Annotated in this window: 16 protein-coding genes; 8 read left to right on the forward strand and 8 right to left on the reverse strand. The window is 72.9% G+C overall.

Annotated elements, in window-relative coordinates:
* Nucleotides 1-60: 60 nt before the first annotated feature.
* On the reverse strand, nucleotides 61-1,341 hold the full coding sequence (locus IF99_RS0104460; RefSeq protein WP_037826451.1) for a hypothetical protein: 1,281 nt from the start codon (nucleotides 1,339-1,341) through the stop codon (nucleotides 61-63).
* A gap of 173 nt (nucleotides 1,342-1,514) precedes the next feature.
* Between IF99_RS0104460 and IF99_RS0104465 the strand changes: the two genes are divergently transcribed.
* Complete coding sequence (locus tag IF99_RS0104465; RefSeq protein ID WP_030995001.1) at nucleotides 1,515-2,444, forward strand: AurF N-oxygenase family protein; 930 nt, start codon at nucleotides 1,515-1,517, stop codon at nucleotides 2,442-2,444.
* 70 nt (nucleotides 2,445-2,514) lie between these two features.
* Nucleotides 2,515-2,784: a hypothetical protein gene (locus IF99_RS0104470; protein WP_030995002.1), complete on the forward strand. Its 270-nt coding sequence runs from the start codon at nucleotides 2,515-2,517 to the stop codon at nucleotides 2,782-2,784.
* Nucleotides 2,785-2,992: 208 nt separating this feature from the next.
* Here IF99_RS0104470 and IF99_RS0104475 read toward each other — a convergent pair whose 3' ends face one another.
* From IF99_RS0104475 to IF99_RS0104495, 5 genes are all read right to left on the reverse strand, one after another.
* Nucleotides 2,993-4,231 carry a styrene monooxygenase/indole monooxygenase family protein gene (locus IF99_RS0104475; protein WP_030995003.1) on the reverse strand — a complete coding sequence of 413 codons (1,239 nt, stop codon included), beginning with the start codon at nucleotides 4,229-4,231 and terminating at the stop codon, nucleotides 2,993-2,995.
* Nucleotides 4,232-4,363: 132 nt separating this feature from the next.
* Nucleotides 4,364-5,029 (reverse strand): ATP/GTP-binding protein, encoded by a 666-nt coding sequence (locus IF99_RS0104480; RefSeq protein WP_030995004.1) that lies wholly within the window; start codon nucleotides 5,027-5,029, stop codon nucleotides 4,364-4,366.
* Entirely contained in the window at nucleotides 5,010-5,417 is a 408-nt protein-coding gene (locus IF99_RS0104485; RefSeq protein WP_030995005.1) for a DUF742 domain-containing protein, read from the reverse strand. Before IF99_RS0104485 ends, IF99_RS0104480 begins: the two co-directional genes overlap by 20 nt.
* The gene (locus tag IF99_RS0104490; RefSeq protein ID WP_030995006.1) at nucleotides 5,414-6,034 is read right to left on the reverse strand and encodes a roadblock/LC7 domain-containing protein; all 621 of its coding nucleotides are present in this window, start codon (nucleotides 6,032-6,034) and stop codon (nucleotides 5,414-5,416) included. Before IF99_RS0104490 ends, IF99_RS0104485 begins: the two co-directional genes overlap by 4 nt.
* On the reverse strand, nucleotides 6,031-9,477 hold the full coding sequence (locus IF99_RS0104495) for a nitrate- and nitrite sensing domain-containing protein (RefSeq protein WP_030995007.1): 3,447 nt from the start codon (nucleotides 9,475-9,477) through the stop codon (nucleotides 6,031-6,033). Before IF99_RS0104495 ends, IF99_RS0104490 begins: the two co-directional genes overlap by 4 nt.
* A gap of 409 nt (nucleotides 9,478-9,886) precedes the next feature.
* On the opposite strand from IF99_RS0104495, the gene IF99_RS0104500 reads away from it, so the two are divergent.
* Nucleotides 9,887-10,729, forward strand: a complete 843-nt coding sequence (locus tag IF99_RS0104500; protein WP_030995008.1) for a protein phosphatase 2C domain-containing protein — start codon at nucleotides 9,887-9,889, stop codon at nucleotides 10,727-10,729.
* A 77-nt stretch (nucleotides 10,730-10,806) separates the two neighbouring features.
* On the opposite strand, the gene IF99_RS0104505 is transcribed toward IF99_RS0104500, so the two are convergent.
* Nucleotides 10,807-11,232 (reverse strand): MarR family winged helix-turn-helix transcriptional regulator, encoded by a 426-nt coding sequence (locus tag IF99_RS0104505; RefSeq protein WP_030995009.1) that lies wholly within the window; start codon nucleotides 11,230-11,232, stop codon nucleotides 10,807-10,809.
* 219 nt (nucleotides 11,233-11,451) lie between these two features.
* Between IF99_RS0104505 and IF99_RS0104510 the strand changes: the two genes are divergently transcribed.
* Complete coding sequence (locus IF99_RS0104510) at nucleotides 11,452-12,285, forward strand: lysozyme (RefSeq protein ID WP_030995010.1); 834 nt, start codon at nucleotides 11,452-11,454, stop codon at nucleotides 12,283-12,285.
* Between the two features lie 51 nt (nucleotides 12,286-12,336).
* Here the strand turns inward: IF99_RS0104510 and lon are convergent, their stop codons facing one another.
* Nucleotides 12,337-14,751 (reverse strand): endopeptidase La, encoded by a 2,415-nt coding sequence (gene lon / locus IF99_RS0104515; RefSeq protein ID WP_030995011.1) that lies wholly within the window; start codon nucleotides 14,749-14,751, stop codon nucleotides 12,337-12,339.
* A 301-nt stretch (nucleotides 14,752-15,052) separates the two neighbouring features.
* Here lon and IF99_RS0104520 point away from each other — a divergent pair, with 301 nt between their 5' ends.
* The 4 genes from IF99_RS0104520 (at nucleotide 15,053) to IF99_RS0104535 (ending at nucleotide 22,012) form a co-directional block, all read left to right on the forward strand.
* Complete coding sequence (locus IF99_RS0104520; RefSeq protein ID WP_030995012.1) at nucleotides 15,053-15,775, forward strand: spermidine synthase; 723 nt, start codon at nucleotides 15,053-15,055, stop codon at nucleotides 15,773-15,775.
* 196 nt (nucleotides 15,776-15,971) lie between these two features.
* The gene (locus IF99_RS0104525) at nucleotides 15,972-16,709 is read left to right on the forward strand and encodes a response regulator transcription factor (protein WP_030995013.1); all 738 of its coding nucleotides are present in this window, start codon (nucleotides 15,972-15,974) and stop codon (nucleotides 16,707-16,709) included.
* Between the two features lie 49 nt (nucleotides 16,710-16,758).
* Nucleotides 16,759-17,871, forward strand: a complete 1,113-nt coding sequence (locus IF99_RS0104530) for a HAMP domain-containing sensor histidine kinase (protein WP_030995014.1) — start codon at nucleotides 16,759-16,761, stop codon at nucleotides 17,869-17,871.
* Nucleotides 17,872-18,211: 340 nt separating this feature from the next.
* Complete coding sequence (locus IF99_RS0104535) at nucleotides 18,212-22,012, forward strand: multifunctional oxoglutarate decarboxylase/oxoglutarate dehydrogenase thiamine pyrophosphate-binding subunit/dihydrolipoyllysine-residue succinyltransferase subunit (RefSeq protein WP_030995015.1); 3,801 nt, start codon at nucleotides 18,212-18,214, stop codon at nucleotides 22,010-22,012.
* Nucleotides 22,013-22,130 lie beyond the last annotated feature (118 nt).

The following is a 22,130-nucleotide window of genomic DNA, read 5'->3' on the forward strand; positions in this document are numbered from 1 at the left end:
CTCGCGCGCCCCCGCTCCCCTACCGCCTCCGCCCGCCCCGCTCCCCGCCGTCCACCCCGCTCAGCACGTGCCCTTGCCGTCCGGGCAGTACGGCTTCGTCATCTCGGTGCGCAACTGGGCGACGCGCTTCGCCGCCGCCGCGAGGTCGATGTCGGCGGCCTTCGCCGCGACGCTCTTCGGGGTGATCTCGGCGACCGTCGCCGCCGTGTTGTCGTCCGCCCAGGCGCACATGGGGAAGACGACGGTGACGGAGCCCTGCGTCGTGGACATCGTCTGGCAGCTCACGACCTTGCTCCCCTTCGCGGCGCCCTCCGCGCCGCCGAAGCTCTTCGCGGGCGCGAGCAGTTCGGCGCCCTTCGCGCCCGCCGCGCCCTTCAGCATCGCCGCGCGGGTCTCGTCGGGGTTGCGGATGCGGCCGTTGAACCCCGAGACGACGAGCGAACCACTTCCGCCGTCGGCCGGTTCGCCGACGTAGGTGACGACGACGGCCGAGGCGTCGCGCACGTCGCTGGCGCCGCGCGCCTCGGTGTTGATCTTCGCGCCCTCGTTCCGCGAGAGGTCCTGGTCGCGCGTGTAGGCACCGTCGAGGAGGGCCGCGGGGGGCGCGAGGCGCTGGTGGACCTGCGGGAAGCCCTCGTCGGGGTCGGAGCCGCCGCCACCGCCCCGCGTGGCGAGCAGCACACCGACGACGGCGAGGACGGCGGCAGCGGCGCCGGCCCCGAGGAACAGATTGCGCTTCGACTTGCGCGGGGCCGGCGGGGCGGGATCGCCGAAGGCGGGCGCCGCCGCCGCGGCGGCGCCGGGGGCCGCGTCGGGGCCGTACAGGGAGTCGTAGCCGGCTCCGTACGAGGGCTTCGGGCCCGACGAGGAGGACGGGGCCGGGGCCTGCGCGTCCGGCGTCCCGGGGGCCGGGGCTTGCGAGCCCGCCGCCTCCTGCCCGGGGGGCGGGGACTCGGGGGGGCCGTAAGGGGCGCCGTACGGCTGCGGCTGCGGGGCCGGTTCCGGGGTGCCGTAGCCGGATTGCGGGGTCTGGGACCAGTTCTCGTAGGCGTCGGGAGCCGCGTAGGGCTGCTGCTCGCCGTAGGGCGCGGGCGCCTGCTCCCCGTACTGGCCGCCGTACTGACTCCCGTACGACGGCTGTCCCCCGTACGCCTGTTCCCCGTAGGGCTGCTGGGACTGCTGGTTCCCGTACGGGTCGTGGGCCGGGTAGCCGTGGCCCGCGCCCTCCTGCGGATAGGGCTGCTGCTGCTCGTAGGGGTACGGGGGCTGCGCGGGCGGCTCGCCGTAGGGGGTTCCGTGGGGATCTCCGTACGGGGGCTGCGGCGGCGGAGGCGTGGACATGGCCAAACGGTAGGCGATGCGCGGGACCGCCGGGACACGCGTCCCCCGCCGCGCGCCTCAACGCAAAGTTGTGCCAGGGGGATTGACGCCCTTACTGACACGGAGTCTCATAGTGGTGTGACCGCCGGTAACGCGGCCGGAGCCGGCACGACGGAGAACGAGGGTGGCAAGACATGGCGACGGTGACGGACTTCGAGCTCCTCCGTGACGCGCTGGGGACGCTCAAGAACAGGGAAGCGGTGGCCGAGCGGCTCCTGGAGTCCTCGGCGAAGCACTCCTTCGACCCGGACAAGGAACTGGACTGGGACGCGCCCTTCGAGCCGGGCAAGTGGTTCTGGCCGCCCGAGCTGGTCTCGCTCTACGGGACGCCGATGTGGGAGCGGATGAGCGAGGAGCAGCGCATCACGCTCTCGATGCACGAGGCGGCCTCGCTCGCCTCGCTCGGCGTGTGGTTCGAGATCATCCTCATGCAGCTGCTCGTGCGGCACATCTACGACAAGGACATCACGAGCGCCCACACGCGGTACGCGCTCACCGAGATCGCCGACGAGTGCCGGCACTCGATGATGTTCGCGCGCCTCGTCAAGGCGGGCGGCGTGGACCCGTACCCGGTCACGCGCTTCAACCACAACATGGGCCGCGTCCTCAAGACGATCTCGACGACGCCCGGTTCCTTCGCCTGCACGCTGCTCGGCGAGGAGATCCTCGACTGGATGCAGCGGCTCACCTTCCCCGACGAGCGCGTGCAGCCGCTCGTGCGCGGTGTGACCCGCATCCACGTCATCGAGGAGGCGCGGCACGTGCGCTACGCGCGCGAGGAGCTGCGGCGGCAGATGGTGACGGCGCCCAAGTGGGAGCGGCATCTGACGCGGCTCTCGGCCGGCGAGGCGGCGCGGGTCTTCTCCGTCGCCTTCGTCAACCCGGACGTCTACACGAACGCGGGGCTCGACAAGCGCGAGGCGCTGCGCCAGGTGAAGGCGAGCGCGCACCGCCGCGAGGTGATGCAGAACGGCGCGAAGCGGCTGACGGACTTCCTCGACGACATCGGTCTCATGGAGGGCGTCGGCCGCCGCCTGTGGCGCTCCTCGGGGCTGCTGGCCTGAGGACCGCCGCGCCAGGGGCGGTGCGGGCGCGAGCGGCGCGTCCGCACCGCCGCTCGGCGACACTGGACGCGTGAAGACCGAGAACGTCGTGTTCGTGGGCGGTCCGCTGGACGGCCGCAGCCTGCCGGTGCTGACCGGCCCCACCGGGCAGCCGCCCAAGCAGTACAAGGTCCCCGTCCCCGGCCCCGCCGGGGAGACCCTGCTCGTCTACAACCGCGAGCCGCTGCTGCGTCCGGGCAGCAGGCTCGGCATGGCGCGCGGCTGGCGGTACGTGTACGACCCGGAGGGCCGGGTCGAGCGGCGGCGGTGGCCCTGGCGGCCCCGCCCCAAGGAGGCGTGAGGCCGGAGCCGCCCCTCGTACGGCGCCGGTGGGCCGGCTCGGGGGCGACGGCTCGGCCCGCCTCCCGGATACCCTCCGCCCCGGCCCTGCCCGTACCGCTGCGCGCACTCGCCCGTCCCCTTCACAGCCCCGGCGCCCCGGGCCGGGTCCGCCCTCACGGAGGCGGAGGGCGGACCCGGGCCGCTCGTGACCCGCGGTCAGGCCGCGGTCAGGCCGCGGCCTGCACCGACGCCAGGTAGGCGTTCGTCTTCTCGGGGTCGAAGAAGAAGTTCTCGTAGTCAGCCGGGTCGTCGAAGCCGTTGGCGAACCGGTCGGCGACGGGCTGCAACTGGCCCGCCGCGCCTATCAGGTTGAGGACGTGCTCCGGGGGGACACCGAGCATCGCGTTGGTCCACTTGACGACGTGCTGGGCGGTCTCCCAGTAGCGGTCGAAGGCGGACTGCATCCACGCCTCGTCGAAGGGCTTGTCGCCGTGTTCGATGATCGAGGACAGGTAGCTCGCCGCGCACTTGGAGGCCGAGTTCGAACCCTGCCCCGTTATCGGGTCGTTGGCCACGACGACGTCCGCGACACCGAGGACGGCGCCCCCGCCCGGCAGGTGCCCTATCGGCTTGCGGACGGTGGGCGCGTACCGGCCCGCGAGGGTCCCGTTCGCGTCCGTCAGCTCGACCCTCGTCGCGCGCGCGTACTCCCACGGCACGAACTTCTCCATCAGCTCCAGCGTCAGCGCCAGGTGCTCTGAGGGATCCTTGACGCCCTTGAACGCGTCGAGCGGGCCGCCCGGGACGCCCTCCCAGAAGAGGATGTCGGCGCGGCCCGTGCGGGTGAAGGTCGGCATGACGAAGAATTCGCCGACGCCGGGCACGAGGTTGCAGCGCACCGCGTCGAAGTCCGGGTGCTCGGGACGCGGGCCGAGGCCGTGCACGTAGACGACGGCGAGGGCGCGCTGCGGGGCGTCGAAGACGGAGCGCGAGGCGTCCCGCTCGAACATCGAGACCAGCTCGCCCTTGCCCGCGGCGACGAGCACGAGGTCGTAGGTGCGCGAGAAGTAGTCGAGGTCCCCGACGGCCGCGCCGTGGATGACGACCTGGCCGCCGCGCTGCGCGAAGGTCTCCATCCACCCGGCCATCTTGACGCGCTGGTCGACGGACTGCGCGAAGCCGTCGAGCTTCCCCACCCAGTCCACGGCACGACTGGAGTCGGGCGCCGCGACCGAGACCCCGAGTCCCGCGATGCGCGGGGCCTGGTTCTCCCAGAAGTTGAGTTCGAGGTCGCGTTCGTGCTGGAGGGCGGTGTGGAACATGCACTGCGTCGACATGACCCGGCCGGAGCGGATCTCGTCGGCCGTGCGGTTCGACATGAGGGTGACCTCGTAGCCATGGGACTGGAGGCCGAGCGCGATCTGGAGACCGGACTGCCCGGCCCCCACGATGAGTACCTTCCGCATGCCTTGCGGTTCTCCTTGCCTGGGCGGGCGTCCTTGGGCCGCGAAGCGGGGCGCCCGGGGTGTACGGGACGTCGTCGCCGGCCCGGTCCCCGTACGGGGCGTCCTACCCCTGTACGGAGACCGTCACGCCGCCTACTCGGGCAGGGCGTCGAGCGCGTGACCGACGAGCGCGAGCAGGGTCTCGACGACCGATATCCTGCGCCGCGCGTCCATGATCATCACAGGTACGTGCGCGGGGATCGTCAACGCCTCCCGCACATCGCCGGTTTCGAACCGCTCCGAGCCCTCGAAGTGGTTGACGGCGACGACGTACGGCAGCCCGCAGCTCTCGAAGTAGTCGAGCGCCGGGAAGCAGTCCCCGAGCCTGCGGGTGTCGGCGAGCACGACGGCACCGGCCGCGCCGCGCACGATGTCGTCCCACATGAACCAGAAGCGCTGCTGCCCCGGCGTTCCGAAGAGGTAGAGCACGAGGTCGTCGTCGAGCGTGATGCGCCCGAAGTCCATCGCGACCGTCGTCGTCGACTTCTCCGGGGTCGCGGAGAGGTCGTCGGTGTCCTCGCTCGCGCGGGTCATGACGGCCTCGGTCTGGAGCGGCACGATCTCCGAGACGGCGGCGACGAGCGTCGTCTTTCCGGCGCCGAACCCGCCCGCGACCACGATCTTCGTCGAGGCGGGGGCGCGGCTCGTGTCGAGCTGCCAGGGTTTGAGGTCCTCCTCGCCGGGCGCGGGGGCCTGGGCCGGGGCGCGCGTGCCCACGTAGGCGGGGCGGCCGAGGAGATCAGAGGCGGCGGAGTCCACTCAGCACCCTTTCGAGCAGCGCGCGGTCGGGCTGGCCGGGCTGCTGCCCGGTGCCGTAGACGCGGATCTTTCCCTGGTCGGCGAGGTCGCTGAGGAGCACACGGACGACCCCGAGCGGCATACGCAGGAGCGCCGCGATCTCCGCGACCGTGCGCATTCTGCGGCACAGTTCGACGATCGCGCGCATCTCCGGCATGACCTTGGTGCGCAGGTCGCCGTTGACGAGTTCGGGGCGCTCCTGCGGCGCTTCGAGCGCGGCGACGAAGGTCTCCACGAGCAGCACGTGCCCGAAGCGGGTGCGGCCCCCGGTGAGCGAGTACGGGCGCACGCGCGAGGGTTTGCGGTCGGCTCCCCTGGTCGGGAGCTTCGGACTCTTGGCCTCGCTCACTCGCCGGCTCCCTTCGCCGCACTCGCGTCCGGCACCTCGGCGGACGCCTCGCCGGGCGCCTCGCCTGGCGCCTCCCCGGGTGCCTCGCCCTTCATCGACTGCCGCAGCTCGTGGCGGAGTTCGGGCGTCAGGACGTGTCCGGCGCGGCCCACGAAGAGGGCCATGTGGTAAGCGACGACGCTCATGTCGCAGTCGGCGGCGGCGTGCACCCCGAGGAGCGAGCCGTCGCTGATCGCCATGACGAAGAGCGCGCCCTCGGCCATCGCGACCATCGTCTGCTTGACGCCGCCCGCGTCCATGAGCCGGGCAGCGCCGACGCACAGGCTGCCGAGCCCGGAGACGATCGTGGCGAGGTCGGCGCTGGAACCGCGCGGGCCCTGCGGGCGGTCCGCCTCGGAGGCGGCGCGCTGGTGGACGGGGTCGGAGGAGAGCAGCAGCAGCCCGTCCGAGGAGACGACGGCGACCGAGAGGAGCCCCGGTACCTCCTCGACGAGGTTGGTGAGCAGCCACTGGAGGTTACGGGCCTCTTTGCTGAGGCCGTAACCGGTCCGGTCGCCGCCCGGCGTGGTTGAGTCGACGGTGCGTGCCGTACCTGTCGTACGGCCGGGCGCAGTCACCTGCGTTCCTCCTCGGCTGAGTCCCCCTCGGCTGAAACCTCACGCGCGTCCGCCGTGGTCGGGGCGGCGGGCGGTCGGGTGTCCCCGGATCGCGCCGAGGCGCTCCCCCGGGCGGGTTCCTCGTCCTCGGTGCCGGGAGGGGTCAGGCTCCCGGCCTCCTCGGCGAGGGCGGCCTCCACGTCCTTGCGGCCCTGGCTCGCCCCCTGGCGGAAGCCGCCGAGCCTGCGGCGCAGGGCTTCGGCGTCGATGCCGGGGGTGGCGGCGCGGGGCGCGGGGACGGGCGCCGAGATCTTCGGTGTGCGCTTGGGCAGGCCCTTGTCGGTGACCCGGTCCCAGCTCTCCACCCGCTCCGCCGCCGCGGCCTCCGCCTCGGCGGTGTCCGGGATACGCGCGTGGGCGTCGGGCCCTATGGCGTAGGGGGAGGCGGGGGGCGCGGGTGCGGGAGCCGCGGGCGGCTCCTCGCGGGCGGGCGGCTCCTCGTCGGCGGGGGCTGCCTCCCCGGGTACGGGGGGCTGCTCGGTGGCCGGGCGGGGCCGCTCCGGTGCCGGGGCGGGGGCGCTCTCCCGCGCGGACGGGGTCCGGCCCTCTCCGGCGGCCGGGGTCTCGGCCTCACCGGCGGCCGGGACCTGGTCCGTGCCCGTACCGTCCTCGTCGGTCGCGCCCGCAGGGGTGCCGTCAGGGGCGGGCGGGAGGTGCAGGAGCATCGTGGTCTCGCTCGACGGCTCGACCGTGGGAGCGGGGGCGACTCCGGGACCCGAGGCGGGCGGCGCGGCGGGGGCCTCCTCGGCGGGCGCCGTGGCAGGGGCGCTCCCGTCCGGGGCGCTCGCGGCGGCGGGCCGCGTGCCCGCCGTGCCGCGCGCCGCCGCGACGCTCGCCTCGGCCGCCGCGATGAGCGGGTCCGTGCCGGGCGCGGGAACGGCGCCGCCCTCGGCCTCGGGAGCCTGCCCATCCGTACCAGCGGCGGGGCTGTCCTGGCCCGTAGCGGCGGGCGGCTCCTCGTGCCCCGTGCCGCCCACGGGGGCCTTCCCGCCCGTACCGGTGGGACCCGTGCCCCTACCACCCGCGGTGGGTCCGGTGACGTCCCTGCCGGGGAGTTCGTTGGAGTTGGCCTCGGCCTCGGAGCCGGGGAGGGCGACCGCGGGTGCCGCGCCCGCGAGGTGGCCACCGGCGTGGGGGGTGACGACCCCGGCGGCCGGGGTCGCGAGTATCGGCGGGGGCAGGACCACGACGGCCGCGATACCGCCCTGCTTCTGCTCGCGCAGCCGGACCCGGATGCCGTGCCGCGAGGCGAGGCGCGCGACGACGTAGAGGCCGAGCCCGAGTCCGTCCTGCTCGTCCTTGAGGGTGTCGCCCGGCTGGAAGGAGGAGAGGAGCGCGTTGACCTCGTCGAGGCGCGCGGCGGACATGCCGATGCCCTCGTCCTGCACGGAGAGCATGACCTCGCCGTTCTCCAGGAGCCACGCCGAGACCTCGATCTGGGCGTCGGGCGGCGAGAACGACGTCGCGTTCTCCAGGAGTTCGGCGACGAGGTGGCTCAGGTCGTCGGCGCAGAAGCCCGCGATGTGCGCGTGCGGGGGCAGCGCGGCGATGCGTACCCGCTCGTAGCGCTCGATCTCGCTGACCGCCGCGCGCAGCACGTCCACGAGCGGGACCGGGTTCGGGTTCTGCACGCCGTGCTCGGCGCCCGCGAGGACGAGCAGGTTCTCGCTGTGGCGGCGCATGACGGTCGCGAGGTGGTCGAGCTTGAAGAGGGTCGCGAGGCGGTCGGGGTCCTGCTCGCGCTCCTCCAGGTTCTCGATGACGCCGAGCTGGCGTTCGACGAGGCCGAGAGTGCGCAGCGCGAGGTTGACGAAGGTCCCGTTGATCGAGCCCTTCGCCACGTCCAGTTGCTCCTGGACCCCGGCCAGCTCGGCGCGGAGCCGGTCGCGCTCCGCGGCGACGGAACGGCGCTGCCCGATCAGGTGCTTGCGGTCGCCCTCCAGCGTCCCGATCCGCTCGTGGAGCGCGCTCGCGTGCGCGTGGAGGAGGTTGACGGAGTGGACGACCTGGGCGAACTCGTCGTTGCGGCCCGTGAAGCGCACCGGCTCCTCTGCGGCCGGGTCCTCCGCGTCCGCGAGGCGCTTCGCGCCGAGGCGCAGCACCGCGAGCGGGCGGGTCAGGGAGCGCGCGGTGGCCATGCCCACACCGGCGGCGGCGAGCAGCAGGACGCCGACGAGGACGACCCGCAGCTCCAGCGACTGCACCTCGTCGTCGCGCAGCGCCTCGGTGCGGTGCGAGCGGTCCACGGCGAGCGCCGCGTCGGCCGAGCGCATCAGCTCGATGCGGGCGCCGAGCACGGCGGAGACCTTGGACGTCTTGAGGTCGTGGTCGCTGTCGGCGAGCTTCGGTTCGTCGGTGAGACGGGTGAGGTACTTCTCCGCCTCGTTGACGTCGGCGCCGGTGACGGTGGCGGTGTACGCGGAGAGGTCGGCCTCGCGCGCGGTGGCGCGGAAGGTGGCGAGCGCGGCCTCGGAACGGATCTGCGCCTCGTGAGCCGCGCGGCTGAGCGCGTCGCGCTGCCGCTCGCCCGCCGGGTCGGAGGCGGGCACGGTGGTGGCGAGCCCCGTCACGGGGTCGACGCGGGTCTCGGTACCGGTGGGCCGGGGCACGGCGAGCGCCGCGAGGAGCAGCCCCCGTACCGCGCCCGCCTCGGTCACGGCGGTGTCCAGGTCGACGAGCGCGTGCGGGGCCTCGACGGCGCCCTTCGGGAGCGCGTCGGCGAGCAGGGCGACGCGGGCGTGCAGGTGGTCGATGATCCGGCTGTACGAGGTGTGCGCGGCCAGGGCCGTGCCCTTGCCCGTGAGCGCCTGGCGCCGTACGCCGCTGATCGCGTCGAGCTGGTCGCGCAGCCCCTTCGGGATGTCGGCGGCCTCCAGCTCCTGCACGCCCCGGTCGACGCGGGCGCTGCGCTGCTCGGTGAGGCCGTCGCCGCGCGGGCGGCCGGCGGCGATGTACGCGCTGACCTCGTCGCGCTCGTCGGCGAGCGCCTGGGCGAGGGCGGTGGACTGCTGCGCGACGCGCGCGCCGTCCACGAGCCGCTGCGCCTCGTGCACGCGGTGGGTGGCGTCGACGAGCGCCGGGGCTCCGGCGCCCGCGACGGCCGCCACGACCACGGCGACGGCGATCACGAGCCGGGAGCGGACGCGCTGACGGCGTCCGGTGGACGCCACCGGCGGGGGCACGGAGCCCTCGGGCTGCCGCGGGCCGGGGATGCGGAGCGAGGGGGTGGCGGAAGCGGAAGCCGGTGCGTCCTGGCCGTCCCGCGCGCCGTCCGGGCCGGGGACCGGCTCGTCCTGGGCGGGGGGCGGCTGGTCCGGGGCGGAGGCCGACCGGTCCTCGCCGGGCCGCGTGGCCTCCCGCCCCGCGACCTGACCGGGAATCGGCTGGTCCTGCGCCGTGGCCACCTCCTCCTCGCTCCGTGCTCCGCCCTTGCCCCGAGGCCGCGTTTTCTGCACCGGTGCTCACATTCCTGACTCGTCCTGCCCCTGCGCCTGAATGACGGGTTGTCAGCGCAGGCGCCCCGCGTTGCGTTCGCGACCATTCCAGTGCCTTTGGGAGGCGGCCGCGCGCATCGCCTGCCCCGCCACCCGAAGGAGTGAACCGTCCCGGGGAGTTGGTGGGCAAGTCTCCCATTCCCCGGACGGCGGTATGCGGGGAGCGCCGGTTGGACGCGCACGGCGGGCTTTGGCAAGATACCGCGCCGCAGGCGTCCCGGAACTGATCATTCCTCCCCAAACCGCGCGCTGACCAGCGGCATTCATTTCCGGCGGGGCCTGGCAGGGCCTCTGTGAAGGGCTCGTGCAGACTGGCCTGATGCGCGCCGAACTGGTCACCGAGCCCGGCGGGAGCGACCGGGCCGACGAGGACTTCACCTGTGTCTCGCTCCCCGCTTCCGGACAGGGTGGTTGTCTCGTCCTCCTTGACGGGGTCACACCACCCGAAGGAGCGACGGGCTGCGCGCACAGCGTTCCCTGGTACGTGTCGCGGCTCGGGGGCGCCCTCAACGAACTGGCCGTCTCCCGGCCGGACCTGACGCTCCGTCAGGTCCTGGCCTCGTCCATCCGGCGCACGGCGGAACTCCACCGGGCGACCTGTGACCTTTCTCACCCGCGCACCCCGCAGGCCACCGTCGTGCTCGCCCGGTGGGACGACACCCGTGCCGAACACCTCGTCCTGTCGGACTCGGTACTGCTGCTCGTGGAGCGGGACGGGGCGGTGCGGCCCGTGCTCGACGACCGCCTCGACCACCTCCCGCTCGCCGCGGAGCGGGCGGCGGTGCGGGACGCGGCGGACGGGGAGCGCGAGGCGGCGCGGGCCGCGTACGCGAGCGCGGTGGAGTCTCTGCGCAACGCCGAGGGCGGCTTCTTCACGGCGGCGGCCGACCCGGACGTCGCCGCGCGCGCCCTGACCGGCGAGACGCCTCTGGCGGAACTGCGCTGCCTCATCGCCCTCACCGACGGCGCGACCCGCTGGACCGAGCGCTTCCACCAGGGCGACTGGACCGCCCTCGCGACCCTCCTCCGCACCCGCGGCCCCCGCGCCCTCCTCGCGGAGGTCCGCCGCCTGGAACGCACCCCGGAGGGGCGGGCGAAGCGCGGCAAGCGGCACGACGACGCGAGCGTGATCCTGGCGGAGGTGGGGGGCGGGAGGGGATAAGGCGGGCGGGGAGTGGGGGGTTCTGCCGCGCGCGCCGGAACCCGCTCGGCCGGAGCGTCCCGTCCCCGCTCGTCCTCTCAGAGCCGGTTCAGCCGGTGAAGGAGGCGGGCCAGTTCCGCGACCTCGCCGGGGGGCCAGCCGGACATCGCCTCGACGTAGCCGGCGCGGCGGCGTTCGCGCACTTGGCGGAAGCGGGCCTCACCCTCCGGGGTGAGACGTACGAGGCTCGCGCGGCCATCGTCGGGGTCGGGGGCGCGGGTGACGAGACCGAGGCGTTCGAGGGCGCGGATCTGGCGGCTGACGGTCGCTTTGCCGACGCCGAAGTACAGCGCGAGATCCGTGGCGCGCTGGGGCCCGGCGCTCTCCAGACGGATGAGGAAGCCGTACGCGGCCGACTCCAGGCCGGGGTGGACCTCGCCCGCGAGTTCGGCGGACGTGGCCCTTGCCCGGCGCAGGAGGAGGCTCAGTTCGCGCTCCAGGGCGAGAAAGGCGTTCTCGGTCATGACGTCCGTTCCTGGCGGCTGAAAAACAGCCCTCTCTCGGGGGTGAAATCGCAGCCTGCACAGTATTTCCCAGGACTGGACCAGTGACGGCCAAAAGGTGCCCTACCCCGCCCCGGCTCTACTCGCGTAGCTTCCGTTTTTGACATGACCACGGCCCCCGACCCGGCCGCGGCACATATCGTCAGGTTCCCCACAAGCCGGACCTCTCGGAGGCACGCTATGTCCGTGCATACGATCCGATCAGCCCGCCGCTCCCGCTTCAGAGCGGCCGGGCCTCTCCTCGCAGCCCTGTCCCTCCTCCTCGCCCTGCCGGTGGCCGCCCAGGCCGCCGACGAGCCGTCCGTGCCCGAGCGCGGCAGCGCCTACCTCGGCATGGGAGTCGCCGAGCACGACGGCGTGGGCGGACTCCCCCGCGACACCCGGGCCGTCCAGACCGAGGGTGTCGACGTCTCCAGCTACCAGGGGAACGTCAACTGGAGCGCCCTGTGGAACAGCGGCGTCAAGTGGGCGTACACCAAGGCCACCGAAGGGACGTACTACACCAACCCCTCCTTCACCCAGCAGTACAACGGCTCGTACAACGTCGGCATGATCCGGGGCTCGTACCACTTCGCGACCCCGGACACGACGAGCGGTGGCACGCAGGCCAACTACTTCGTGGCCCACGGCGGCGGCTGGTCGAAGGACGGCAAGACCCTGCCCGGTGTCCTCGACATCGAGTGGAACCCGTACGGCGCCCAGTGCTACGGCAAGTCGGCCTCCGCGATGGTCAGCTGGATCAAGGACTTCGCGAACACGTACAAGTCCCGCACCGGGCGCGACGTCGTGATCTACACGGCGACGAGCTGGTGGAAGACCTGCACGGGCAACTCCGCCGCCTTCGGCTCCACGAACCCGCTCTGGGTGGCCCGCTACGCCTCCTCGGTGGGGACCCTGCCGGCCGGCTGGGGCTTCTACACGATGTGGCAGTACACCTCGACGGGCCCCACGGTGGGCGACCACAACAAGTTCAACGGCGCCCTGGACCGCGTCCGGGCCCTCGCCAACGGCTGAGGCCGCACTCCGGTGGGCCGGGACCCGCCCGGGTCCCGGCCCACCGTCCCGTCAGGCGGCCAGCGCCTCCCGTTCCCCGGCGCCGGCCGGGGCGAGGGCCAGCTCCAGGACCTGGCGGACGTCCGTGACCGGGTGGACGTCGAGCTTCGCGAGGATCTCTGCGGGGACGTCGTCGAGGTCCGGCTCGTTCCGCTTGGGGATCACGACGGTCGTGATTCCGGCGCGCTGGGCGGCGAGCAGCTTCTGCTTGAGCCCGCCGATCGGCAGCACCCGCCCGGTGAGCGAGACCTCCCCCGTCATCGCGACCTCGGGCCGCACCTGGCGCCCGCTCAGGAGCGAGGCGAGTGCCGTCGTCATCGTGATGCCCGCGCTCGGCCCGTCCTTCGGGACCGCCCCGGCGGGGAAGTGGATGTGCACGCCCCGCTCCTTGAGGTCGCCGACGGGCAGCTCCAGCTCCGCGCCGTGCGAACGCAGGAAGGAGAGCGCGATCCGCGCGGACTCCTTCATGACGTCGCCGAGCTGACCCGTCAGCGTCAGCCCCGCGCCGCCGGTCTCCGGGTCGGCCAGCGAGGCCTCCACGTAGAGGACGTCACCGCCCGCGCCCGTCACCGCGAGCCCGGTCGCGACACCCGGCACCGCCGTGCGCCGCTCGGCGGGGTCCTGCGCGGACTCCGGCACGTGGTGGGGCCGCCCGAGCAGCGGGCGCAGCTCCGCCTCCGTCACCGTGAAGGGCAGTTCCCGCTCGCCCAGTTCGTGCTGGGCCGCGAGCTTGCGCAGGAGCCGCGCGAGGGACCGCTCCAGGTTCCGCACGCCCGCCTCGCGCGTGTACTCGCCCGCGAGCTTGCGCAGCGCGCTCTCGTCCACGGTCAGCTCGTCCTCCGTGAGCCCGGCCCGCTCGCGCTGGCGGGGCAGCAGGTGGTCGCGGGCGATGACGACCTTCTCGTCCTCGGTGTAGCCGTCGAGCCGGACCAGCTCCATGCGGTCGAGCAGGGCCTCGGGGATCGACTCCAGGACGTTCGCCGTGGCGAGGAAGACGACGTCGCTGAGGTCGAGTTCGACCTCCAGGTAGTGGTCGCGGAAGGTGTGGTTCTGCGCGGGGTCGAGCACTTCGAGGAGGGCCGCCGCCGGGTCGCCCCGGAAGTCGGAGCCCACCTTGTCGATCTCGTCGAGGAGGACCACCGGGTTCATCGAGCCCGCCTCCTTGATCGCCCGTACGACGCGCCCGGCCTGGGCGCCCACGTAGGTGCGCCGGTGGCCCCTGATCTCCGCCTCGTCCCGCACGCCGCCGAGCGCCACCCGGACGAAGGAGCGGCCCATCGCGTGCGCCACGCTCTCGCCGAGCGAGGTCTTGCCGACGCCGGGGGGCCCGACGAGCGCGAGCACCGCGCCGCCGCGCCGTCCGCCGACGACGCCGAGGCCCCGGTCGGCGCGGCGCTTGCGCACCGCGAGGTACTCGGTGATGCGGTCCTTCACGTCGTCGAGTCCCGCGTGCTCGGCGTCGAGCACCGCGCGGGCGCCGCGGATGTCGTACGTGTCCTCGGAGCGCTCGTTCCACGGGAGGTCCAGCACCGTGTCGAGCCACGTGCGAATCCAGGCGCCCTCGGGGCTCTGGTCGCTCGCGCGCTCCAGCTTCTCGACCTCCTTGAGCGCGGCTTCGCGGACCTTGGCGGGCAGGTCGGCGGCCTCGACGCGGGCGCGGTAGTCGTCGCTCCCGTCCTCGCCGTCCTCGCCGCTCAGCTCGCGCAGCTCCTTGCGGACCGCTTCGAGCTGACGACGGAGCAGGAACTCGCGCTGCTGCTTGTCCACGCCGTCCTGGACGTCCTTGGCGATCGTCTCGGCGATCTCCTGCTCGGCGAGGTGCTCGCGGAGCTGGAGCGTGGCGAGCTTGAGGCGCGCGACGGGGTCGGCGGTCTCCAGCAGCTCGGTCTTCTGGGCGGTGGTGAGGAACGGCGAGTACCCGGAGTTGTCGGCGAGGGCTGCCACGTCGTCGATCTGCTGGACGCGGTCCACGACCTGCCAGGCGCCGCGCTTCTTGAGCCACTCGGTGGCGAGCGCCTTGTACTCGGTGACGAGTTCGGTGACGGCGCCCGGCAGCGGTTCGGGCACGGTCTCCTCGACCCGGGTCCCCTCGACCCACAGCGCCGCGCCGGGCCCCGTGGTCCCCGCGCCGATGCGCACGCGCCCGCGGCCCCGGACGAGGGCGCCCGAGTGGCCGTCGGCGAGCCTGCCCACCTGTTCGACGGTGCCGAGCACGCCGGTGGCGGCGTAGTCCCCGTCGAGGCGCGGCACGAGCAGCACCTCCGGCTTGCCCCCGGAGCCGCTGGAGCGGGCGGCGGCCTGGGCGGCCTCCACGGCCGCGCGCACCTCACCGTCCGAGAGGTCGAGGGGCACGACCATGCCGGGCAGGACGACCTCGTCGTCGAGCGGCAGCACGGGCAGGGTGAGCGGTGCGGACGTGAGAGCCATGATCTCCCCTTCGGCAGTCAAGTTGAGCTGTACCGACTCAATGCCCGCGGAGCCCCTGGTGTTCCCGCTCGCTTGTTCGCCCACAGCGATCATCCGGAAGGCCGGGCGAAACCCCCCGTGCCGTACCCCAGCGCCCGGACCGGCCCGCCTGTTCCCTGCTCGCGGAAGCGCTCGTCGTCGCGGGTGGCGCGCTCCCCGGTGGCCGAAGGGGGCCCGGCCCGCTCGGGAGCGCGGCCGTTTGCGAGGGCGGGGCCCGGCGCCGGAGGATGGCGGGGCGCGATCGACACAGGAGGTACGTGCGATGAGCACCGCTCTGCCGGACGAGGAGTTCCCCGGCGCCCGTTTCGGCCCGGGACCCGGCACACCGCCGCAGATGCTCGACCGGCGCGAGGGGCCGTACGGCGAGGTGGTGTTGCGACGGCACGGGGACCTGCTCCAGATCATCGCCAACGGCACGTTCCTCATGGACACCTCGGACGGGCGCTCCGAGCGGCTGCTCATCGACGCCGCGCTCGGCGCGCTCGACGCGCGGCCCGCCCCCTCCGTGCTCATCGGCGGGCTCGGGGTCGGCTTCTCGCTCGTCCGCGCGGCGGGACAGGAGCGCTGGGGGCGGATCGCCGTCGCCGAGCGCGAGGAGGCGATCGTGGAGTGGCACCGCGCGGGCCCGCTCGGCGCGTACACCGCGCGGGCACTCGCCGACCCCCGTACCGAGATCCTGCGCACCGACCTCGTCGCGTACCTGCGCGCCCCCGGGGAGCGCTTCGACGCGCTGTGCCTCGACATCGACAACGGCCCCGGCTGGACGGTCGACGAGGGCAACGGCGGGCTGTACGACGCGGCCGGGCTCGCCGCCTGCCGGGAGCGCCTGACGCCCGGCGGGGTGCTCGCGGTGTGGTCGGCCCAGCCCTCGCCGCCCTTCGAGGAAGCCCTGCGGAATGCCGGGTTCCAGGGGGTGCGTACCGAAGAAGTCCCTGTTGCCCGGGGCGTTCCGGACGTCGTGCATCTCGCCCTGCGGCCCGCATAGCTAAGCGGCACCCCCTGCCCGTACGCTCTGTCGGACCGCGGACCCCCCACCCCCGGCCCCCGTGTTGACGGCCGGGCGCGCGCGTCGGACGGACGTGTTCCCGTGCGTGTTCCCGCGAGTGAGCAGACTCATGTCTGGCCTCGCGGGCCGGGGGCAGAAGCGGAACGGACGACACACGTACCTTCAGGGCGGGGCGATGGAGCAGACACAGACCTCCCACAGCGGCGCGGCACCGGCCGCCGGGGCACAGCGGCGCGTACTCGTGGTCGAGGACGACCCGACGATCGTGGACGCGGTCGCGGCCCGGCTGCGCGCCGAGGGCTTCCTCGTGCAGACCGCGCAGGACGGCCCCTCGGCGGTGGAGACCGCCGAGGCGTGGCAGCCGGATCTGCTGGTCCTCGACGTCATGCTGCCCGGGTTCGACGGCCTGGAGGTGTGCCGCCGCGTGCAGGCGCACCGCCCGGTGCCCGTCCTCATGCTCACCGCCCGCGACGACGAGACGGACATGCTCGTCGGGCTCGGCGTGGGCGCGGACGACTACATGACGAAGCCGTTCTCGATGCGCGAGGTCGCGGCGCGCGTGCACGTGCTGCTCCGCCGCGTCGAGCGGGCCGCGCTCGCCGCCTCCACGCCGCGCAGCGGGGTGCTGCGGCTGGGCGAGCTGGAGGTGGACCACGCGCAGCGACGGGTGCGGGTGCGGGGCGAGGACGTGCACCTGACGCCGACCGAGTTCGACCTGCTCGTGTGCCTGGCGGGGACACCGCGCGCGGTGCTCTCGCGCGAGCAGTTGCTCGCCGAGGTCTGGGACTGGGCGGACGCCTCGGGGACCCGTACCGTCGACAGCCACATCAAGGCGCTGCGCCGGAAGATCGGCGCGGAGCGGATCAGGACCGTGCACGGCGTGGGCTACGCGCTGGAGACCCCGGCGCCGTGAGGCGGAGCGGGGGCGCGGGTTCCCTGGACGCGCGAGGGGGAGGAACGAGATGGCGGAGTACCAGGACGGGCCGGGGACCCGGTTGCGGCCCTTTCCGATCAAGGCGAAGCTCGGCACGCTCGTCGTGCTCTCGGTCTTCATCACCACCGGGCTGCTGCTCGTGGCGCTGCGCACCGACACCGAGCTGCGGTTCATCACGGTCTTCTCGGTCATCGCGACGCTCCTGATCACGCAGTTCGTCGCACAGGGCCTCGCGTCCCCGCTCGCCGAGATGACGACCGTCGCGCGGGCCATCTCGCACGGCGACTACACGCGCCGGGTCTCGGGCGCGGACCGGGGCGACGAGCTGGGCTCGCTGGCCGAGACGATCAACCGCATGGCGGACGACCTGGAGGCGCAGGACCACCACCGCAAGGAGCTCGTCGCGAACGTCTCGCACGAGCTGCGCACGCCGATCGCGGCGCTGCGCGCGGTCCTGGAGAACGTCGTGGACGGGGTCTCGGCCGCCGACCCGGAGACGATGCGCACGGCGCTCAAGCAGACGGAGCGGCTCGGGCGGCTCGTCGAGACGCTGCTCGACCTCTCGCGGCTCGACCACGGCGCGGTGCCGCTGCGCGCGCGGCACTTCGAGGTGTGGCCGTACCTCTCGGGCGTCCTCAAGGAGGCGCAGCTCACGGGGGCCGCCGTGGCCCGCCGCAAGCTCGCCTCCGACTCGGGGAGCCACACCCGCAGCGACGTCGCCCTCGCGCTCGACGTCTCGCCGCCCGAGCTGACCGCCTACGCGGACCCCGAGCGGCTCCACCAGGTCGTGGCCAATCTCATCGACAACGCGGTCAAGCACAGCCCGGCGGCCGGGAAGGTCACCGTGCGGGCACGCGCGGGGGCGGAGCCGGGCGCGCTGGAGCTGGAGGTCATGGACGAGGGCCCGGGCATCCCGCGCTCGGAGTGGCACCGCGTCTTCGAGCGCTTCAACCGGGGCGCGCTGCCGCACGTGCAGAAGGCGGGCTCGCAGGGCGGTGACGGCGGCACGGGGCTCGGCCTCGCGATCGCGCGCTGGGCGGTGGATCTGCACGGCGGCCGTATCCGCGTGGCCGAATCGGCGCGGGGCTGCCGCATGCACGTCACTCTTCCGGGGAAGCCGTTGAACGAGCAGTTGACGTAGGCTGCCAAGGGGACCCGTTCTTCCGCAGGTGAACTGGTCAGGGGCCTCCGCCGGGTCGATCATCCGGCGCGGGGCCCGTGCCGGGGCACGCAGCGGTGGCGCCGGGTTGCCCAGCCCCCGGCGGGAAGGCCCGCCGCCGGCGCGCCAACGACGTCGCGGGGGCCGGAGGCGCAGGTCAAATTCACGGTTGTTTCCCGCCAATCATGGCGGCGAAACACCTCCTTCGATGTGACTTACGCGACGGATCACCGGCCCGGCCTGCATCCGCGGGCCCCGGAGGCGTAGCCTTTATTCCCGCTGTCCATCACCTTGTGAGAAGCGGAAGAGGGCGGTTACCGCCGTGTCGCCACAGTCCCCCAGTAACTCGACGAGCATCTCGACCGAGCCGGTCGGCCAAGGCAAGCAGGGCTCCGACCCTGCCGCTGCCTTCGGCGCGAACGAATGGCTCGTGGACGAGATCTACCAGCAGTACCTCCAGAACCCGAATTCGGTCGATCGTGCCTGGTGGGACTTCTTCGCCGACTACAAGCCGGGCAGCGCCCCGGCGCGTACGAGCACGGACGGCGCCGCCGCGCCCGCGACCCCGGCACCCGCCCCCCAGGCCGCCCCCGCGCCGCAGCAGGCCGCACCGGCGCAGCCCGCGCCCGCCCCGGCGGCGAAGCCCGCCCCGGCGGAGCCGAAGCCGGCCGCCGCGGCGAAGCCCGCGCCCGCCGCGAAGACCCCGGCGCAGCCGCAGCCCTCCGCGAAGCCGGCCGAGTCCGCCCCGGCGGGCCCCGAGTTCGTGACGCTGCGCGGCCCCTCCGCCGCCGTGGCGAAGAACATGAACGCCTCGCTGGAGCTGCCGACCGCCACCTCGGTGCGCGCGGTGCCCGTGAAGCTGCTCTTCGACAACCGCATCGTGATCAACAACCACCTCAAGCGGGCCCGGGGCGGGAAGATCTCCTTCACGCACCTCATCGGCTACGCGATGGTGCAGGCGATCAAGGCGATGCCGTCGATGAACAACTCGTTCATGACGAAGGACGGCAAGCCCACCCTCGTCAAGCCCGAGCACATCAACCTCGGTCTCGCCATCGACCTGGTCAAGCCGAACGGCGACCGGCAGCTCGTGGTCGCGGCGATCAAGAAGGCCGAGCAGCTCAACTTCTTCGAGTTCTGGCAGGCGTACGAGGACATCGTCCGCCGCGCCCGGGACAACAAGCTGACGATGGACGACTTCTCCGGCGTCACCGTCTCGCTCACCAACCCCGGCGGCATCGGCACCGTCCACTCGGTGCCGCGCCTCATGCCCGGTCAAGCGGTGATCATGGGCGTCGGCGCCATGGAGTACCCGGCCGAGTTCCAGGGCACCTCGCAGGACACCCTGAACAAGCTGGGCATCTCCAAGGTGATGACCCTCACCTCGACGTACGACCACCGCGTCATCCAGGGCGCGGCCTCGGGCGAGTTCCTGCGCATCGTCGCGAACCTGCTGCTCGGCGAGAACGACTTCTACGACGAGGTCTTCAAGGCGCTGCGCATCCCGTACGAGCCGATCCGCTGGAACCGCGACATCGACGCCTCGCACGACGACGACGTCACCAAGGCCGCCCGCGTCTTCGAGCTGATCCACTCCTACCGGGTCCGCGGCCACGTCATGGCCGACACCGACCCGCTGGAGTACCACCAGCGCAAGCACCCCGACCTCGACATCACCGAGCACGGGCTCACGCTGTGGGACCTGGAGCGCGAGTTCGCGGTCGGCGGCTTCGCCGGCAAGACGATGATGAAGCTGCGCGACGTCCTCGGCGTGCTGCGCGACTCGTACTGCCGCACCATCGGCATCGAGTTCATGCACATCCAGGACCCCAAGCAGCGCAACTGGATCCAGGACCGGGTCGAGCGGGGCGCCACCACCGCCAAGCCCGAGCGCGAGGAGCAGCTCCGCATCCTGCGCCGCCTCAACGCGGCGGAGGCGTTCGAGACCTTCCTCCAGACGAAGTACGTCGGCCAGAAGCGCTTCTCGCTCGAAGGCGGCGAGTCCGTCATCCCGCTGCTCGACGCCGTCCTCGACGCCGCCGCCGAGTCGCGCCTCGACGAGGTCGTCATCGGCATGGCCCACCGCGGCCGCCTCAACGTCCTCGCCAACATCGTCGGCAAGTCGTACGCGCAGATCTTCCGCGAGTTCGAGGGCAACCTCGACCCGAAGTCCATGCACGGCTCGGGCGACGTCAAGTACCACCTGGGCGCCCAGGGCACCTTCACGGGCCTGGACGGCGAGCAGATCAAGGTCAACCTCGCCGCGAACCCCTCGCACCTGGAGACCGTCGACCCGGTCATCGAGGGCATCGCGCGTGCCAAGCAGGACATCATCAACAAGGGCGGCACCGACTTCACCGTGCTGCCCGTCGCGCTCCACGGCGACGCGGCCTTCGCGGGCCAGGGCGTCGTCGCCGAGACGCTCAACATGTCGCAGCTGCGCGGCTACCGCACCGGCGGCACCGTGCACGTCGTCATCAACAACCAGGTGGGCTTCACCGCTCCCCCGGAGTCCGCGCGCTCCTCGATGTACGCCACGGACGTGGCCCGCATGATCGAGGCGCCGGTCTTCCACGTGAACGGCGACGACCCCGAGGCCGTCGTCCGCGTCGCGCGGCTCGCCTTCGAGTTCCGTCAGGCGTTCAACAAGGACGTCGTGATCGACCTCATCTGCTACCGCCGCCGCGGTCACAACGAGTCGGACAACCCCGGCTTCACGCAGCCGCTCATGTACGACCTCATCGACAAGAAGCGCTCGGTGCGCAAGCTCTACACCGAGTCCCTCATCGGCCGGGGCGACATCACCCTGGAAGAGGCGGAGCAGGCGCTCCAGGACTTCCAGGGCCAGCTGGAGAAGGTCTTCACGGAGGTCCGCGAGGCCACCACGACGCCCGGCGAGACCGAGGTCGCGCAGCCGCAGGCCGAGTTCCCTGTCAACGTGGACACCGCGATCTCCTCCGAGGTCGTCAAGCGGATCGCCGAGTCCCAGGTGAACATCCCCGAGCGGGTCACCGTGCACCCCCGGCTGCTCCCGCAGCTCCAGCGGCGCGCGGCCCAGATCGAGGAAGGCGCCATCGACTGGGGCACCGGCGAGATGCTCGCCTTCGGCTCCCTGCTCATGGAGGGCACCCCGGTCCGGCTCGCGGGCCAGGACTCGCGCCGCGGCACCTTCGGCCAGCGGCACGCGGTCCTCGTCGACCGGGTCACGGGCGAGGACTACACGCCGCTCCAGTACCTCTCCGAGGACCAGGCGCGCTTCAACGTCTACGACTCGCTCCTGAGCGAGTACGCGGCGATGGGCTTCGAGTACGGCTACTCGCTCGCCCGTCCCGAGGCGCTGGTGCTGTGGGAGGCGCAATTCGGCGACTTCATCAACGGCGCGCAGACGATCATCGACGAGTACATCTCCGCCGCCGAGCAGAAGTGGGGCCAGACCTCCGGCGTCACGCTGCTCCTGCCGCACGGCTACGAGGGCCAGGGCCCGGACCACTCCTCGGCCCGCATCGAGCGCTTCCTCCAGCTGTGCGCCCAGAAGAGCATGACGGTCGCGATGCCGACGCTCCCGTCGAACTACTTCCACCTGCTGCGCTGGCAGGTGCACAACCCGCACCACAAGCCGCTCGTCGTCTTCACGCCGAAGTCGATGCTGCGCTTGAAGGCGGCGACCTCGAAGGCCGAGGAGTTCACGTCCGGCCAGTTCCGCCCGGTCATCGGGGACGACACGGTGGACCCGGCGAAGGTCCGCAAGATCGTGCTGTGCTCCGGGAAGGTCTACTACGACCTGGAGGCCGAGCGGACCAAGCGGGGCGCGGACGACACCGCGATCATCCGCCTGGAGCGGCTCTACCCGCTGCCCGGCGCCGAGATCCAGGCCGAGATCGCCAAGTACCCGCAGGCGGAGAAGTTCCTGTGGGCCCAGGAAGAGCCGGCGAACCAGGGTGCCTGGCCGTTCATCGCGCTCAACCTGATCGACCACATCGACCTCTCGGTCGGCGCGGCGATCCCCCACGGCCAGCGTCTGCGCCGCATCTCCCGCCCGCACTCCTCCTCCCCGGCGGTGGGCTCGGCGAAGCGGCACCAGCAGGAGCAGGCACAGCTCGTGGCGGAGGTCTTCGACGCCTGAGACGCGGCGGCCCGCCAGCGCGAAGGCACCGCGGGGCGCTGAGGGCTGAGGCGTGAGCGGGAAGGCCCCGTTCCCACCGGACATGGTGGGAACGGGGCCTTTTCGCGTGCCAGACGCT

The organism is Streptomyces sp. NRRL F-5630, assembly GCF_000719475.1.
In the GTDB taxonomy this organism is placed as follows: Bacteria; Actinomycetota; Actinomycetes; order Streptomycetales; family Streptomycetaceae; genus Streptomyces.